Below are 15,109 nucleotides of genomic sequence, written 5' to 3'. Positions count from 1 at the left end.
AAAAACAGACTCTTAAAGTCTGTTTTAATCTTGTCTATACGTTTTCAGAAGTTGTATTTCGATCAATCATAGTCATGTTTCGATTTGATTTTTGTTCCTCCATTGTTGTATTCCGAATTGATTTCGTTTCAATGATTTTTAAAGTTTCTGCTGTTGAAACACTTAACAATACAATGGATACAATGATTAGTAATTTTTTAATAATCATACAGACACTCTCCTTTTTGAATATCATTTTGAGCCTTAAGAGCCTTTCTGTAATATTCGGCAGCTTTTTCAAAGTCCCCTTTTTTTTCATAAAATAACCCGACACTTTGAGCAAATGCTTCCACATAGACATGTAGTTTCTTTTCTTCAAAAATATCAAACACTTCTTTCAAAGCTTGTTCATTAGTATCCATATAAATAGCTTTTAATGCTTTAAATAACAAGACACTTAGCGAATCATTTACCTTTAAGGAATATATAAGTCCATCTTCAACGAGCAGATCCGCTTCATCACTTTGATTAGACTTGTACAGCGACCAACATAAACTAAATAGAGTGATTGGCTTTATGTCACTATTTTCCGAAGAAATGACATCTAACACTTCTTTATAATGCTTTATTGCCTCTGTATACTTTGATTGCCTATCATATGTATTACCAATATTTAATAATGTTTTTGCTACTAAACGTTGATCGTTTGCGCCCACAGCAATTGAATAAGCAGTCTTTAAATGTTGCAACGACTTTTCATATCTCATGAAATCATCATAATTTCCTGCAATGACAATTAGACTTTGAATTTGGCGAACTTTATACTGCTCATGTTCTTTATAAATATCTAGCGCCTTTATGATGTGATGCATAGACACATGCGTTTGCTTCATAATATAGTAGGCCTCAGCCACCTTGAAGTGAAACTCCGCTTGCTCAATATCATCGACAACCAGTGCAAGCTGCCTTTCAGCGATCTTGTAATATTGAATAGCCTGTACATATTCTTTCTTACTAAATTCATGCATTCCTCTAAAAAAAGCATTGTAATATTGCAACATACCGGAAAGTTGATGATTAGAATTCTCAATTTTATCAACCAATTCAGAAACAGAAGGAGATCGTTTTTCTGAAGGTTTAATATAATCGAGCATAAGCTGATGGCGAAAACACATCAATTGATAATAAATGAGCAGATCTTGATCCTCTTCCATTCGTTCAATTTCTCGTTCGACCTCAGCTTTCAATATCTCTGCATCTGGTACACTGAATTGTCGAATCATTTTATACCATTCATTGATTTTCACACCTACATGTGAAGAAAGAACTTTCTCCATCCCTTATCCCCCTTCCACTGAACTCCCTTATATGACATTTATTATCACATACAAGAATTTACAAAGCACCGAAAAGAAACCGCAAAAAGAACAAATATAGCCTTAGTAAACCTTTGGAACATTTTCATTCTCATCACAAAACAAAAAGACAGACTCATTTCAGTCTGCCTTCATCTTCTAGATTTCCATGAGCATACCTTTTGTCTTCAGGTAATTTGCATTGAATCATTTAACCACTCTTCACAATGTTCAATAAGCCACCTCAAATATTCCACATATTGACCGGCATGATAACCGTCACAAACAGCATGATGTACTTGAATGGCGACTGGCAAGATGATTTTTCCTTCTTCCACCTTAAATTTACCTAAGGTAAATATAGGCAGTAAATAAGCTTCATCTGTAGATACATTAAGGTTAAAAGAAGTAAAATCAATCCACGGCAGGCTTGAAATATTGAACATGTTTTCTGGCATATGAGGTTTCGGAAATAGGTTGCTGCTTTTGCTGTAAGTGTCCATGTCCGCTACACAGCTTTTATAAAACTGAGCAAAGTTTTCATCATAAGGCGTCCAAATACTTGAAAATGTCTTTGTTTCTTTATTTAAAATCGTATAACTAGGATGGAGAATCTCCCAGTAACCAAGTGCATCGTTCACTTGATCCATCCGAAATTCCGGTATTTTTTGCACAGCTCTTGCTAACAAATAAATTTGCACAGGATATACTTTTAGCCTTTTTTCTTTTAATATTGCATACAATTTTGTGATGTCTAGATCGATCACCAGACTATATGTGCATCGGGTTAACGTCATATAATGATGAAAGTGCTCTTTTCTCGGATAATTTTCATCTATTTGTTTAAACATTTTTTATCTCCTCCTGAATGTAATTGCTTGTATTCAGGAGGAAACTTTATCTGTTTTTACCACCACAATCATCCTTTCACAAGATATATCATGTTTCTGTTTATTCAAAGACTACTATGAGGAGCTTTGCCTACGTTAAAGCCTCCAGCAACTCTTCATAAGTCATCTTGCCCAACGTGAATTTTTCTAGTGCTATATATGTTTTCTCCGCTGAAGTATTCATTCTATTATGACATTCATTCACTAACTCATGTTCATTTGGTAATGGTCCATGTAAATGTTCTTTTTTTCGACATGCTTCATAGTATCTTATACCAAATATTCTCTGGGACATCGCATTGAAGTGAATTCCATCCGGGTTAGGTATAAGACCTTTCGCAGTAACATAATAACAATTTTCATGATCATGTGCATATTTTTGTAGTTCCTCATTGATCAGTTGATATTCCACACATCCTGCGCCAAATGCTGTCTTTCCTAAGAAATCGCCCAAACCACCTATCACAAGCGGAATGTTAGGGACAGATAATTCCGTTCTCAGTTCATGAAATAATCTTCGTATTTTTTCATTGTATTCTTTGTATTTCCCATCTTGGCTGTCACTTTCTCCTTGATGCCATAATATCCCGGCCAATTCGCTATCTTCCTTTGCAAATGTAGCTTCATTTATTGCATGACGAAATAATGCCCCATCTCGTGACCACTCATCAATGGAACTGCCACCTTCGGCACATGGAATAAGACCAATCTTCTCTCTCTCATGCTCTTTACACCAAGCCTCCGCAAAAGAAGCCGCTAGTCCTACGCCAGCTACCGGTCTATCAAAATGGATGGGCTCAGTCATCATTTGCCATCTACCATTTCGCAACATCATGATTCTTTCATTATAAATTGGTGGCACTTCATGCTTAAAGCCTCGACCCGCCATATTAGATTGTCCAATTAGTAAAAATGACTTCATATTTTTCTCCCCCTCTCTTTATTTTTCATACTTGCCTATTTTTGTTGAAAATAGTAAACAGCAATTACTTAGGGTAAGATCCTGATGCATCTATCAATCAGGTGGATCGACTATGGATCAATCCACTTAAACCATTTTAACAAGAAGAAATCTCTTGTCTATGTTGTCATATTGGCTTACGTTAAACTTGTGAAAAAAACAAATTCATGTATAATACAATTGATGTATAATACATGAATTTTAGGAGAGTGACCTTTTTTGAAAAGAGAAGATGCCTTAAAACTAAGATCAGATATTAAGAAAATGATTATAATAACTGGGGTTTTTGAATCTCAAAATTTGCCCAATGGACCATTTGAAAAACCTCTACCAACCTCTCAAATGATGGCGTTAGAGGAACTAGAGATGGAAAAATTAACTGTTTGGCAACTATCCAATAAACTTAGATTAGAGACTTCAACTGTAAGTAGATTGGTAGATAAGTTAGTAAAAAAGGGACTTGTTTATCGTGAAGTAAATGAAAAAAACAGAAGAGAACTTTTTCTGCACCTCACAGAAAAAGGCCACATTACTGTGAATCGCTTAAGAGAACAATCCCTTACATTTTATCAACGTATCCTCAGTAATTTATCAGAATCAGAACAAAAAATAGTTGTGGATGGTTTTGAATTATTTATTGATTCTATTTCTAAGTCTTTTGATTAGAGTGAGGTAAATCATACCCTTTGGAGGATAAAATGAGTTTGGATTTTGAACGTCCTATTATTGAACTAAAAGAGAAATTTGATGAATTAAAGAAAATGATGAAAGAACATAATGTAGATTTATCATCAGAAATTCAAGAATTAGAAAAACGTTTAAATAAAATGCAAGATGAAATTTATTCTAATCTTACACCTTTTCAACGAGTTCAAATTGCAAGGCTACGTAACCGGCCCACGACATTGGATTATATACCTTTATTGTTTACAAACTTTTTCGAACTTCATGGTGATCGATTATATGGTGATGATCAAGCAATGATAGGTGGTATTGCAAAATTTAAAGGGATGCCCGTTACGGTTATTGGTCATCAAAGAGGGAGAAGTACAAAGGAAAATATAGAAAGAAATTTTGGAATGGCACATCCAGAAGGTTATAGAAAAGCGCTAAGACTGATGAAACAAGCTGATAAATTTAATCGCCCTATTATTACATTTATTGATACAATTGGCGCCTATCCAGGCAAAGGGTCTGAAGAACGTGGAATTTCTGAAGCGATAGCTCGAAATCTATTGGAAATGGCTACACTTAAAGTGCCAATTGTTTGTATTGTAATTGGAGAGGCATCAAGTGGTGGAGCTCTTGGTATTAGTGTCGGTAACCATATCCATATGTTAGAGTATTCATGGTACTCAGTCATTTCGCCAGAAGGAGCAGCCTCTATCCTATGGAAGGATGCTAAGTATGCTCCAGAAGCTGCTAAACACATGAAAATTTCAGCAAAAGATTTAAAGCATTTAGGAATTATTGATGAAATTATTCCTGAAATTAAGGGTGGAGCACAAAATGATATAAAATCACAGGCAAAATTGATTGAATCTGCAATCGAATCATCTCTTAAAAAATTGATACGATTATCCTCGGAAGAGCTTATACAACAGCGATATGAAAAGTATAGACAAATAGAGAATTATAAATGAAAATACTTAAAACCGTATTACATTTCTGAGGATTCTTACTAAAAAGTTCTAAATATTTTGTAAGTAACCTCTTAAACTGGATATGCTGATACTATTAAAAGTGTGTGATCGGTATGGAAAAGGGATTTTTTGATTCTAAAAATACTGAGAAACAATCTGGTGGATAAAGTTCGTCCCCAATTCGCCCCCAACCAAAAGAAAAAAACAAAAAACCCTTGCTAGGCAAGGGTTTCAACGATGATTCCGACTGGGCTCGAACCAGCGACCTCTCCCCTGTCAAGGTAGGTATATGACATCCTGTGAGTATCACTGAGATCCTCTGGTGTTCCTTCGTATTTTTTAAAACCGAAAAAAATGTTACCTTTTTTATTACTTTTTTATAACCTGTTTTAAGCTTTATCACCATTAATATATTTCACTAACATAGCTGCTGCGTACATAAAGAATGCAGCGATTAAACCATTCACCATACTTCCAAAAACTACAATCAAAATCTGTCCTGCGTAATCTGTCCATGTTTTATCTGGAAATACAGCAATGTTCCATATACTCACCAGCATATAGAATCCAGTCACAACGATAAAAGTCCAAACAACTAACTTTGATTTGAGCATTTACTGACAACCCCCTTTCTAGAAAGTACGCTCTATTGGATCAGATAGAAGGTTTTGATTCTTTGTTAAATAATCCCTTGCTACAGGATTTAAGTTATAAGGAAAAATCATTCCACCACTGCTAATATTTGCACTTCTAAAAAGAATTCTCAAAAGTTCAAGCTCAGCAACAGTACCATCATTAATTTCTAGTTGAATCGATCTTTCATTATATAATACAAAGGTTCTCAATATTCGTTTTTCATAGTCATTTAAATTATTAAGTCTATTAATCATTTCTTTGTTGCGTACTTTGTTTTCTATTTTAAATTTCAAAATGGAGTATAACCAATAAATAAAATGAGATATTAAGAAACAACTCGACGCTAAAAAAACAATACCTAAATAAACTTTATATTCATCGATTGATTCTTTCAAACCCAGACTTATTCCTAGTTGACTATTACCTAAAAGCAAACTCACTCCAGAAAATAGCATAAATGCAATAAGATATTTTGGACTCATCTTAATTATGTCGTTAACCCATGACGCACTTTTTGATTCTTTTTCGGTGCTCATATAATCATCCTTTGCTTACAAAAGTTAATATAATCACTTAATACTAATCATTACTATTTTATCATTTTGCTCTTTGTAGCTGGGTAATAATTAGTAACAATTATCACTAAATACTAACCCCATTGGAAGAGTCGATGATATCGATCATTGAATCTGCTCGTGATTGTATCTCTTCATCATTTTTAAAAGACTTTATCCATATTTCAACTCCATCAATTACCTCTAAGCAGAACATATCAATTTGCAATTGTAGTGTTTTATCCAGTTGATGCATATGAACAATGTGACCATTAACCTTATCAGGCGCCAAAAAAACAAATTTGTTTAAAACTTCTTGTATCCGTTGATTTGAAATCTCTATAGTTCCTGAATGCAAAAATGAACACCTTAGAGCATACATATCATTTCCATTTAAAAACTCATGTTCCCTCTGTAAAGCACCTATTTTATGAACATATTTAGGCTTAAGAAAATCATTAAAGAAACCAATATACCTTTTTGTTGATCCTAAGCTAGGATTTTGAAGCTTACCGCATATATCAGGTAAGGTTAAAGCTATCGCAAGTGCAGCGTACCAATTTTCATCTTGAATAGCTTTCTTAACAGCACATGTGAAATTGTTTATTTTTTGCTCTAACACCGTAGTCATTTACAAATCCCCTTTTCTCATAGTAATTCCATAATATCACAATATTTACCTTTCGAATAAGTAGAGATACTAGGCTTTTTCTTTCACTATTGGTCTTGACTTGTCGTTTGCTTTTTGGCTTGATAGGTTGAAAGCAATGGACAACGGCTGGACAAGTTGTCTGCCTGAATTTGCTTGTAAAAAAAATAAACAAACTCAGACAGGCGACTGATCATCTTGATAGTGTATCAAGCTTATGGTATCCGTATGTGTCACCCTATTTGCCGTTGGTTATTCCCCAAACAAGCCTACTGTGTCAAGTGTCCCTAACAGTTTCTCTGAACGCAATTTTGCGTTTTGATACTTGTGGCTTGGCCTGCATCGTCAGAAACGATACACCCATCCTTCGTACAGCACTTAATGGCAGCTTTCGCCTTTCAGATACATGTGCAAATAGTGAAGCACAGTGGTATCCTATCCTCATTTATCGCATCGGCTGAGTCACTATCCTTTTAAGTTTAAAGTGTTAGCACATTCCACGACAGTCTTATCCTTAAAAATGGCATCACTAAAGACAACACCTTGATCTAGGAGTATAGACTAATCCTATTTAGTTAGGTGAGGTAAACTTTACTTGCCTCGTAAAATGCACGACCTATTGAATACAAACTAAATTAAGTTAGAATGGGCTGGTATCACGGGCGCGTACCAATCCATCAGATTAGATAGTGCGCCAACACTTTTCTAATCAGCTAGAAATGACAATCATGAGCAGTAGGAATAGCCCTAATGTGCTCATGATTGTTACAAATAGTAACTCATCTATTAACCTTACATCTAAAAAGAAATTGAATACAATATTATTGAATTCATTGATGATGTAAAGAATGAATTCAATCAAATAAATAAAAAATTAGATAGACAAGTAGCCACTTACATTGATGTGTAGATGGTTTTTTCATGCTTAAATATGTCCTTTTCAAGATGTAAGAAATGAGTAACACATCGAATTAAACAAAGACAAACAGCATGTGATTTAAAGCCCATTTATTCTAATTTATGTAAAATTAATTCCTTTCTGTGATATCCTCACTATTGAAAAATGATTAGAAAGGAAGTATTCAAATGAAAAAGTTTTTTGTTAAGATGTTGCTAGTTCTCATATCAGCAGCTGTTTTCATTCCAACAACAGCTACATATGCAGCAGAAAAGATCGAACAGAAAGAAGATTTGGCAGTAACTTTCAATCCTACTGAGCTACAAAAACAACTTGCTTTAAGAGATATACCATTAGAAAAACAAGAAGACTTGCTTCAAGTATTTAAAGCTATCGAGAATGCTAACAATGATCCACTTGCTACTACAAATGGCCCTAAGGGTGCGGCTATTAAGGCAGCAATCAAAGTAATTAAAGGCTTAGTGAATAACGACTGGGCAAAATGGGTTTTACAGCAACGTTTTGGAAAGGAAGCTGTAAATGGTACTGTCAAAAATGCAAACAAGATCATTAAAGAATTAGAAAAAATTATTGATACTCCAAAAAATGCAGCAAGTAGGGCTCGAAAAGTTGTTTCTGCAGAGCTTAAAAAACATATAGACTCAGGTGTAGCTGATACAATCGGACTTGTTGTTGAATACATTGTTCTCACTGCTGATTTACTCATACTTTAGATAAAAGGATGGTACATATATATGTCACAAAATCAATTCATTCAGTTTCAAAAATCAAATGGTTTAGACGATGAAGACGTTCAATTCCTCATTACTCTCTCAGGAGCATTTTGCACCTGTGAAGAAGAAAACAAAAAGGCATATGATATAACAAGGACAGCGTTCATTAGACACTTTGGTGAAGAATTAAACCTTTCAGATATTGAAGGAAATACTAGAGAAGAATATGAAGAGATTATCAATCAATTTCTAAGCAAGAAGGATAAAAAAATTAATGTGGACGAGCTTTTACAATCTTTTTATGATGCAGATATGATGGATGGATTAAAAAAGAAATTCAATTAATGGCCTTGGTTTGAAGGTCTTTTTTATTGCCATCAATTACATATAGGCACCTCTCTTTAGAAATACTTGAACATGGAGGTGTTTATAGTGAATGAAAGAAAAAAGAAATTGGAATAGATTGAAGATTACAAAGTAGTTGTTGATGATATTGACCAATAAGACAAATTAATTAATCTTATCCTCAAGGCGTGGTTTAAGGTTGCCGTCTTTATCTGTTTGATAATCAATGTTCTCAATGGATCAATGACTATTTCATCTAAATCACCAAGCCATTCCTCGCCATATTGAACCGAGTCAGGGCCTTTCTTTGCTCCTGAAACCCTTCTAATGCCGTGTTCCTTTTTAAGCTCGTCTATACTTTTTGGCTCAGCGCTATCGGCTGTAATCTCATTGCTTTCATAGCCTATTGATTTAATCCACTTCGCCAGCTCTCTATTTGAAACCTTGTGATCATATAATTCAGCAAGTGCATATATTTTGCTTCGCTTCTTATCATAGTGCCACCTGACGAAAGCAAGCGGATCTGGACCATAACCAAAGTCAACGCCTTGACGTATATTGTCAAAGGAGCGGACCATATCATCAGTTATGATGCCTTTCTTGATTTGAAGGTTATCGAATGGAACAACGCCAGTTCCGATTGCCTCCCCAAGATATTCCCATCTATATTTCTTATCATTTTTGGCTTTTATTTCCTCAGCCTCATTAATAAACGCTTTTGATAGATGAGGGTTGTCTAGGTATGTTGAATGATGAATATACGTGTTCCCAGCAGGGAATGACGTTTCATACTTCTTGTTAACCCAATTTTGCTTACGTTTTGGCGGGTTATAAGTGTAATAGAACGTATAATCAAAATTCCCTGCTCGTTTACGTACGGTGCGTGCCAGCAGTGTGATTGACTGTGTGAAACTCTTTTGCAGGCGTGGCGGTCTTAAACGATCCAACGAGACTAAACCGTTGATCTTTCCATTAGCCGCTCACCTTCTTTTGTAACGTCAAGCGGTAGTATACTGTCTCATTTCCCGTTTTACGTGCCGTGACATCAATACTTTTGGCTCTCGGCGTGTATGAATTGGCATCCGTCGACACGCTGACTGTATGCCCTCCAATTGTTTTATATTCGCTTGTTACTGCCGCAACAGACGGCGCATAAAGCACCGCCGCAATAATAATAGTTAGTGTGATTAGTAGTTTTTTCATTTCACAACCCCCGATATTTATTCCCATATAAGTTAAATAAATTTTCATATGGTTTATTTTTGAATATATAGTATTATTAAACTTGTAAAACTATTATCCCAAATGAAAAGGAGCATCAATCATGCAAATCAGAAAAGTAATTGCAAGTTCAGTTCTATCACTCGCTTTGCTATTTTCTTCATCTGCTTTTTTTACTGCACAAGCAGACGCTGCTACTCCTAACGAAACATGGAAGCATTGTACTTCTGAAATATTTGGTCCATACTCTTCAAGAAATGCAATACCAGCAATTTATAACGACGGCACCTATAATTGGTATCTAAAAGGTGCGCAAACTTACTCAGGTATTTGGTATGGCGCATATGAGCGTTGCTGGTACTCGACATTGACGTGAATATTACTTTTAAAAGAGGGAAAACTCTCTCTTTTTTATTTATATCAAGCTGCCATCAATAATCAGCACCATTTCTTCTTCACTTGTTAAATGCTCAAGCACTTCTTTGACCGGGATCACATTGTTGTCCTCTCCATTTACTCGGCTGTATATGATTGTTGCATATGCTTCTGTAACTTCGGTTATTTCTTCTGATAATCCGCCATCATCATCAGCGACAACATCAGTATAGATTGTCATAGCATTTTCATCGTTTTTCGCTTTGATCAGTGCGTAATACGGCTCGTTTACCTCATAAAACTTCATTTCCTCGTCTTTACTATTAACCTGTTCTTCCAGCAACTGAATGGCCGTTTCAAGGTATGTCGCAAAATCAATTGCTTCTTCCTGCGCATGTCGCAACCATCCTTTTAAGTCGTGGGATGAGGTTTCAACCTCAACCCCGTACTTTTGCAGGCCTTTTTCCTGCTGGCGATGTAGTTTTTCAATCACTTTTGTAATGATCAGGTTGTTTTCGTTCATTGTGTTTCCTCCAATAGATCAGAATTTTGATAGATGTTCCCGATGACTTCGATCCCTTTAAAACTTGCATCAATTCTCGAATACCCTTGATCTTCTCCTGTTTCAAACACAAATGACGCAAGAGAATTTTCATATCTAACTGTTGCTATGATCTCTTGTCCATTGTAGGCTGAGATGATTTTTACGAAATCCCCCTCATAAATCTCAACGCCGTTACAATCCTTCAATCCTGTGAACTGCATCACTTTATAACGTGCTAACCCGAGTATGTCGTTAAAACTTTCAAATTCATCTGGATCCATATAAATACCTGATTGGACATTGTAGAACATTCGTTGTATCCTTCCTGAGAACCCTATGAAAGGACTAAAACCACCAAAAATCGAAAAAAAGAGATGGGATTTTTTGATTCAGAAGAAGCTGCTTTGTGCATTTCTACTTTTTAACAACGTTAATTGCCGGTACAAGAAGAGGTGAGGGTCTGGCTTTAGAATGGAAAGACGTTGATTGGGATAAAGGAGGATAGAATATAAGCCGCAGTTTGTCCAAGACTAAAAATGGAGAAGCGTATATAAAAGCCACTAAAAACAAAAAAAGTCGTTTCGTTTCAATGCCTGAATGGTATATGGAAGATTTACAGAAATATTATTTGTGGTGGAGGAAAGAAAAAATGAAAGTTGGTGAAGATTGGGAAGGCGGTACATTTGAATTTTTATTCCACAACGGCAGCGGAAAACCATTTTACTATACAACTCCAACCGCTCGATGGGATAAGTTTAGAAAAAAAGCTGAGATAAAAGAAATAAGACTTCATGATCTAAGGCATACAATGGTTACTCTTCTTATTGAAGCTGGTGCTCAAATGAAAGCCATCCAAAAAAGAAGTGGTCATGAAAGCCTTAAAGTTCTTTCTGACACATATAGTCATGTAACAGAAAAAGTTGATAAAGATGCAGCTGATAAATTCGATGTGTTTAAAACAGCTCGTAGCGAAACCGCAAATTAATTTAAATATTAATAGACCATTTGATCAATTTCATAACTTTTTTTGAAAGAATGGCCCCACAAGTCGAAATCTTTGTTTTATGTGGAAAGATAAAAACAAAAAAACCCTTGCTAGGCAAGGGTTTCAACGATGATTCCGACTGGGCTCGAACCAGCGACCTCTACCCTGTCAAGGTGAATGACCTCATCCGAAGCAAACAGACCTTCCCTGAAAAAGACTGATTTAATAAGGTTCTATGATGAGCCTTTCTGATAAAAAATGTGCATTTCTGAAGAAAACTGAAAGGGTTCGTCCCCAATCCGTCCCCATAAAAAACAGACCCTTAAAGGTCTGTTTTTAATTTAATTTATCTAATGAGAAACCTTTATCTACACATAACTTTGTAGTTCAGCTTTTGCTTTCATCGTGCTGTTCATCCTCTGCCCTTTTATTGGTTACACCTTGAGAAATTCCCTCGTGTAAATTATTATCACGTTTCAACTCCTTTCTCCACCACTTAATCAAATAGTGGTAACAATCATTAAGACGCTTATCAACATTTGGGCCTTCAATGATTTTGACTTCCATCTCAAATCACCTCCTGCAAGATTACGCAGCATTGACTGTCCCTATATAAAAGAAAACGAGTTCACAAGTAGATATAAAAAAGACCTGACTGAATGTCAGCCAGGTTCATGAAGGGTCAATCTTATTCTTATTATAACGAAAACAAAACAGTTAATCAAACATTTGTTCCCATCGAAAAACTCAGCCCCTCTGTGATTAAAGATTCCTTATGGATGCCGATAAATATAAGGATATTTATAAAGGGGGATTTTACATATGGAAGATATAAAGGTATTCCTTCCAATATTAGGCGTTTTACTTGGGTTTTTACTAGCCTGGTTCAAAGAAGCAATACAAAATAAAGCAAAAATTAAAATAGGAGTTAGCCAGCCTAATTTGCATGTATACTTCAAACTAGACAAGTGGGGGAAAGAACAATGTGAGAACCGCTCATATGCAGATCATATCGAAACGACTATTTCTATAAATGTTTTCAATATAGGGAAAGCACCTACAGCTATCCAGTCTGTATTTATTTTCTACGAATCTGATCACTTTAGTCTTTTTGATATAACTAAAATAAATATTAATGGAGTAACCGCAGAACATAGTGCGTTTGATTTATCCGCAGGATCTATTGTTCCTTTAAAATTAACACTTTTGATAACAAGAGATTCGAATAGTGAGTTTCTTTTTAATAATGATGTTAAGTACTTTAATCCTCTTAATGGAAAGAGAGGAGTTAAATTCGGAGTAAGCTTAATTGATATTTACGGAAAAGAGCACAGAGAATATTTCTATGTTGATTATATTACACCCTTCCTGGATAACAAAGAAGAAGAAATTAAAGAGTAGCTTTAAAGAGCCACTCTTTATTTAAATTTAGCAACTGCTTCTTTAGCCATTCCCGATAATTTCTCTAGAAAGGAAAACTTAGAATCGCTCTATTAAGATAGAAGTTCTGTTCCAATCGCAATATTTTCTCCTAGATTCACTAGCAGTGGGTCATCATTCTTTTCTAAAAATTTAGCTATTTGATGAAGAATCTCACTAATTTTTTCGTTGATCGGCATATTTTGATTTAATAAGAAAATGCAGAGAATCGTATCAGCTACTTGATAAAGCGCATCTTCATCTTTTGTATTTTCAATGTGATATTGCATCTTTTTAAAAAACCATTCAATTTCTTTCAAATCAACCATCGGGTAATACTGAATTTTATACAGATTACCTTCATCAAGGACGTCCAATTCAAATATGGCTTCAAGTTCTTCTTTGCTTAAATGAACTTCAGAAAGTTCATATTCACCCTCTGCTGCTTCTGCTTCCTCATCAACAGTGTACTTAACTGTATAAAGCCCCTGAATGAATTCATCAAAGGAATCTGCTAATTTAAAGTCTTCTTCCATCTCAACATCAAAATAATGAATTGCAGGATTCTCTTTCGTTTTTCTATAATCCATTGCTACCCAAGTATGGCCATCCCCGTTAATCAAAACAAGCCCTTCTGGCAGCTCCCACTCTTTTATCAAATAGGCACTATCCATAATACCTTCATCTTCAGCAATTCCCAGCAGGTGATTAAATTGAATGTGATCCTCAACCCATGAATTAGAGTGAGTCGTTGGAAAAGCATTATGAACTGTATAACCACCATTCTGTTCTAATATGAGCTTTTTATATGTATCTGGCAAAGTGACCCCAAGTTTATCTTCAGCCTTAGCTACTTCTTCTGCAGTGATCTTTTTTAACGTATAGTAACCTTCATCGTCTATTTCCCAAAAAGATTTCAAAGTTTATTTCCTCCTAGTGTCATTTAACAAAACTTATTTACGAACATATATTCTAACAAACTGTTTTTGGTGGTGATTATATGTCTGATCTCGAGAGAAAGATTTATCGAATTATTTATAATATGAGTCGCTTCCGTAAGAATCCAACAATTGATGATCTGAAAAGAAAAACAGGTAAAGACGAAAAGACTGTTAGGCAAGCAGTCAAAAAACTTCTGGGAAAAGAAGAATTGAAATGGGATAAAGAGAAAAGAGAATGGCGGTTTTAATATCAATTAACCATCCTTTCTGTATCCAAATGTCTGATACACTAAAAAGAGCAACTTCCAAGTCAGAAGTTGCCCCTTTATCTTAATCTTCAGGATCCTCAAAGATGCCCAGAATTTCATTCACATCGTATTGATAAAGTTCATACAGACTGTGATCTGTAATCTCTCCTCTTTTTATTCTTTGATTAAGAACAAACATCATATCAATTGGTTCTCTTTCATAAGATATCATGTCATCATCAGCATCATTAAAATATAATACTGGCTTATTTAAAAAGGGATGTGATTTAGGCTTAGTAAAGTACGTCCACTTCACTTGCGGATAGTTTCTCCTAATGGTTTCCCCATAATATATACCGATATCCATTGCTATCGCATAATCAACTTTTCCAATTTCAACAGGATTAGCTAGTAATCGTTCTTTTTCATCTTGATAAATAAAGTCAGGATATTGACTTAAACTTTCCAGTTCTCTACCAATATCTTCTTCTGATAACTCATATATTTCAATTTGAGATAAGTACCAGCTATATACCTCAATTAAAGATTCCGGTGTATAATTAAAATCCACTTCGCCATTCGTAAATTCTTCTAAAACAGATATCCTTTGGGGTATTTCATCAATAAACCAATCAAAAAGAATTTGCGCCTTTTTTTTAGAAAGTAATTCGTGTGATCCCACTTCGAAAGGTGGTTCCATTAGAGGGTAATCCATTTAATAGCCTCCAAAAC

At 35.0% G+C, this 15,109-nt stretch carries 21 protein-coding genes and 1 pseudogene; 8 read left to right on the top strand and 14 right to left on the bottom strand.

Going from position 1 to position 15,109, the window contains the following annotated elements:
* Positions 1–34 precede the first annotated feature (34 nt).
* The 4 genes from KVT11_RS02000 to KVT11_RS01985 all read right to left on the bottom strand — a co-directional run bounded on the left by KVT11_RS02000 (position 35) and on the right by KVT11_RS01985 (position 3,146).
* Complete coding sequence (locus tag KVT11_RS02000) at positions 35–208, bottom strand: hypothetical protein (protein WP_046343310.1); 174 nt, start codon at positions 206–208, stop codon at positions 35–37.
* A complete protein-coding gene (locus tag KVT11_RS01995; protein WP_210552389.1) occupies positions 198–1,316 on the bottom strand; it encodes a response regulator aspartate phosphatase in 1,119 nt (372 codons plus the stop codon). The genes KVT11_RS02000 and KVT11_RS01995 overlap by 11 nt, the downstream gene beginning before the upstream one ends.
* Positions 1,317–1,522: 206 nt before the next feature.
* Positions 1,523–2,185 (bottom strand): type A chloramphenicol O-acetyltransferase, encoded by a 663-nt coding sequence (gene catA / locus KVT11_RS01990; protein WP_210552388.1) that lies wholly within the window; start codon positions 2,183–2,185, stop codon positions 1,523–1,525.
* Between the two features lie 130 nt (positions 2,186–2,315).
* Complete coding sequence (locus KVT11_RS01985; protein WP_046527484.1) at positions 2,316–3,146, bottom strand: sialate O-acetylesterase; 831 nt, start codon at positions 3,144–3,146, stop codon at positions 2,316–2,318.
* A 258-nt stretch (positions 3,147–3,404) separates the two neighbouring features.
* Between KVT11_RS01985 and KVT11_RS01980 the strand changes: the two genes are divergently transcribed.
* Positions 3,405–3,851 carry a MarR family winged helix-turn-helix transcriptional regulator gene (locus KVT11_RS01980; RefSeq protein WP_046527485.1) on the top strand — a complete coding sequence of 149 codons (447 nt, stop codon included), beginning with the start codon at positions 3,405–3,407 and terminating at the stop codon, positions 3,849–3,851.
* A 32-nt stretch (positions 3,852–3,883) separates the two neighbouring features.
* Positions 3,884–4,828: an acetyl-CoA carboxylase carboxyltransferase subunit alpha gene (locus KVT11_RS01975; protein ID WP_017359642.1), complete on the top strand. Its 945-nt coding sequence runs from the start codon at positions 3,884–3,886 to the stop codon at positions 4,826–4,828.
* A 389-nt stretch (positions 4,829–5,217) separates the two neighbouring features.
* Here KVT11_RS01975 and KVT11_RS01970 read toward each other — a convergent pair whose 3' ends face one another.
* The 3 genes from KVT11_RS01970 to KVT11_RS01960 all read right to left on the bottom strand — a co-directional run bounded on the left by KVT11_RS01970 (position 5,218) and on the right by KVT11_RS01960 (position 6,649).
* Positions 5,218–5,442 (bottom strand): hypothetical protein, encoded by a 225-nt coding sequence (locus KVT11_RS01970; protein ID WP_017359644.1) that lies wholly within the window; start codon positions 5,440–5,442, stop codon positions 5,218–5,220.
* 18 nt (positions 5,443–5,460) lie between these two features.
* A complete protein-coding gene (locus tag KVT11_RS01965) occupies positions 5,461–6,000 on the bottom strand; it encodes a superinfection exclusion B family protein (RefSeq protein WP_048003225.1) in 540 nt (179 codons plus the stop codon).
* Positions 6,001–6,106: 106 nt separating this feature from the next.
* Positions 6,107–6,649 carry a hypothetical protein gene (locus KVT11_RS01960; RefSeq protein WP_052746859.1) on the bottom strand — a complete coding sequence of 181 codons (543 nt, stop codon included), beginning with the start codon at positions 6,647–6,649 and terminating at the stop codon, positions 6,107–6,109.
* 1,104 nt (positions 6,650–7,753) lie between these two features.
* On the opposite strand from KVT11_RS01960, the gene KVT11_RS01955 reads away from it, so the two are divergent.
* On the top strand, positions 7,754–8,299 hold the full coding sequence (locus KVT11_RS01955) for a hypothetical protein (protein ID WP_048003224.1): 546 nt from the start codon (positions 7,754–7,756) through the stop codon (positions 8,297–8,299).
* A gap of 21 nt (positions 8,300–8,320) precedes the next feature.
* A complete protein-coding gene (locus KVT11_RS01950; RefSeq protein ID WP_008348386.1) occupies positions 8,321–8,644 on the top strand; it encodes a hypothetical protein in 324 nt (107 codons plus the stop codon).
* A gap of 168 nt (positions 8,645–8,812) precedes the next feature.
* Here KVT11_RS01950 and KVT11_RS01945 read toward each other — a convergent pair.
* Both KVT11_RS01945 and KVT11_RS01940 read right to left on the bottom strand, forming a co-directional pair.
* Positions 8,813–9,495 (bottom strand): annotated as a pseudogene (locus KVT11_RS01945) (PBSX family phage terminase large subunit); the annotation flags it as partial.
* Positions 9,496–9,616: 121 nt separating this feature from the next.
* Entirely contained in the window at positions 9,617–9,847 is a 231-nt protein-coding gene (locus KVT11_RS01940) for a hypothetical protein (RefSeq protein ID WP_230677050.1), read from the bottom strand.
* A 121-nt stretch (positions 9,848–9,968) separates the two neighbouring features.
* On the opposite strand from KVT11_RS01940, the gene KVT11_RS01935 reads away from it, so the two are divergent.
* The gene (locus KVT11_RS01935; RefSeq protein WP_041092020.1) at positions 9,969–10,241 is read left to right on the top strand and encodes a hypothetical protein; all 273 of its coding nucleotides are present in this window, start codon (positions 9,969–9,971) and stop codon (positions 10,239–10,241) included.
* A gap of 39 nt (positions 10,242–10,280) precedes the next feature.
* Here the strand turns inward: KVT11_RS01935 and KVT11_RS20980 are convergent, their stop codons facing one another.
* Entirely contained in the window at positions 10,281–10,763 is a 483-nt protein-coding gene (locus KVT11_RS20980; RefSeq protein WP_164071264.1) for a hypothetical protein, read from the bottom strand.
* On the bottom strand, positions 10,760–11,095 hold the full coding sequence (locus KVT11_RS01920) for a YopX family protein (protein ID WP_052463391.1): 336 nt from the start codon (positions 11,093–11,095) through the stop codon (positions 10,760–10,762). Before KVT11_RS01920 ends, KVT11_RS20980 begins: the two co-directional genes overlap by 4 nt.
* Before the next feature lie 209 nt (positions 11,096–11,304).
* On the opposite strand from KVT11_RS01920, the gene KVT11_RS01915 reads away from it, so the two are divergent.
* A complete protein-coding gene (locus tag KVT11_RS01915; protein WP_057079688.1) occupies positions 11,305–11,769 on the top strand; it encodes a tyrosine-type recombinase/integrase in 465 nt (154 codons plus the stop codon).
* Positions 11,770–12,156: 387 nt separating this feature from the next.
* On the opposite strand, the gene KVT11_RS01910 is transcribed toward KVT11_RS01915, so the two are convergent.
* Entirely contained in the window at positions 12,157–12,336 is a 180-nt protein-coding gene (locus KVT11_RS01910) for a hypothetical protein (RefSeq protein WP_046343297.1), read from the bottom strand.
* A gap of 255 nt (positions 12,337–12,591) precedes the next feature.
* On the opposite strand from KVT11_RS01910, the gene KVT11_RS01905 reads away from it, so the two are divergent.
* The gene (locus tag KVT11_RS01905) at positions 12,592–13,170 is read left to right on the top strand and encodes a hypothetical protein (protein ID WP_025092930.1); all 579 of its coding nucleotides are present in this window, start codon (positions 12,592–12,594) and stop codon (positions 13,168–13,170) included.
* Between the two features lie 92 nt (positions 13,171–13,262).
* Here the strand turns inward: KVT11_RS01905 and KVT11_RS01900 are convergent, their stop codons facing one another.
* Positions 13,263–14,108 (bottom strand): SMI1/KNR4 family protein, encoded by an 846-nt coding sequence (locus tag KVT11_RS01900; RefSeq protein WP_210552387.1) that lies wholly within the window; start codon positions 14,106–14,108, stop codon positions 13,263–13,265.
* A gap of 80 nt (positions 14,109–14,188) precedes the next feature.
* Here KVT11_RS01900 and KVT11_RS01895 point away from each other — a divergent pair, with 80 nt between their 5' ends.
* Positions 14,189–14,377, top strand: coding sequence for a BlaI/MecI/CopY family transcriptional regulator (locus KVT11_RS01895; RefSeq protein ID WP_046343292.1), 189 nt, complete (start codon positions 14,189–14,191; stop codon positions 14,375–14,377).
* A gap of 82 nt (positions 14,378–14,459) precedes the next feature.
* On the opposite strand, the gene KVT11_RS01890 is transcribed toward KVT11_RS01895, so the two are convergent.
* Positions 14,460–15,092, bottom strand: a complete 633-nt coding sequence (locus KVT11_RS01890) for a hypothetical protein (RefSeq protein WP_046343290.1) — start codon at positions 15,090–15,092, stop codon at positions 14,460–14,462.
* Positions 15,093–15,109 lie beyond the last annotated feature (17 nt).

It is taken from the genome of Bacillus sp. GbtcB10 (genome assembly GCF_019091365.1).
Classification (GTDB): Bacteria; Bacillota; Bacilli; order Bacillales; family Bacillaceae; genus Bacillus; species Bacillus altitudinis.
The sequence above is the reverse complement of the archived record's forward strand: the minus strand, read 5'-3'. Positions and strand labels throughout refer to the sequence as shown.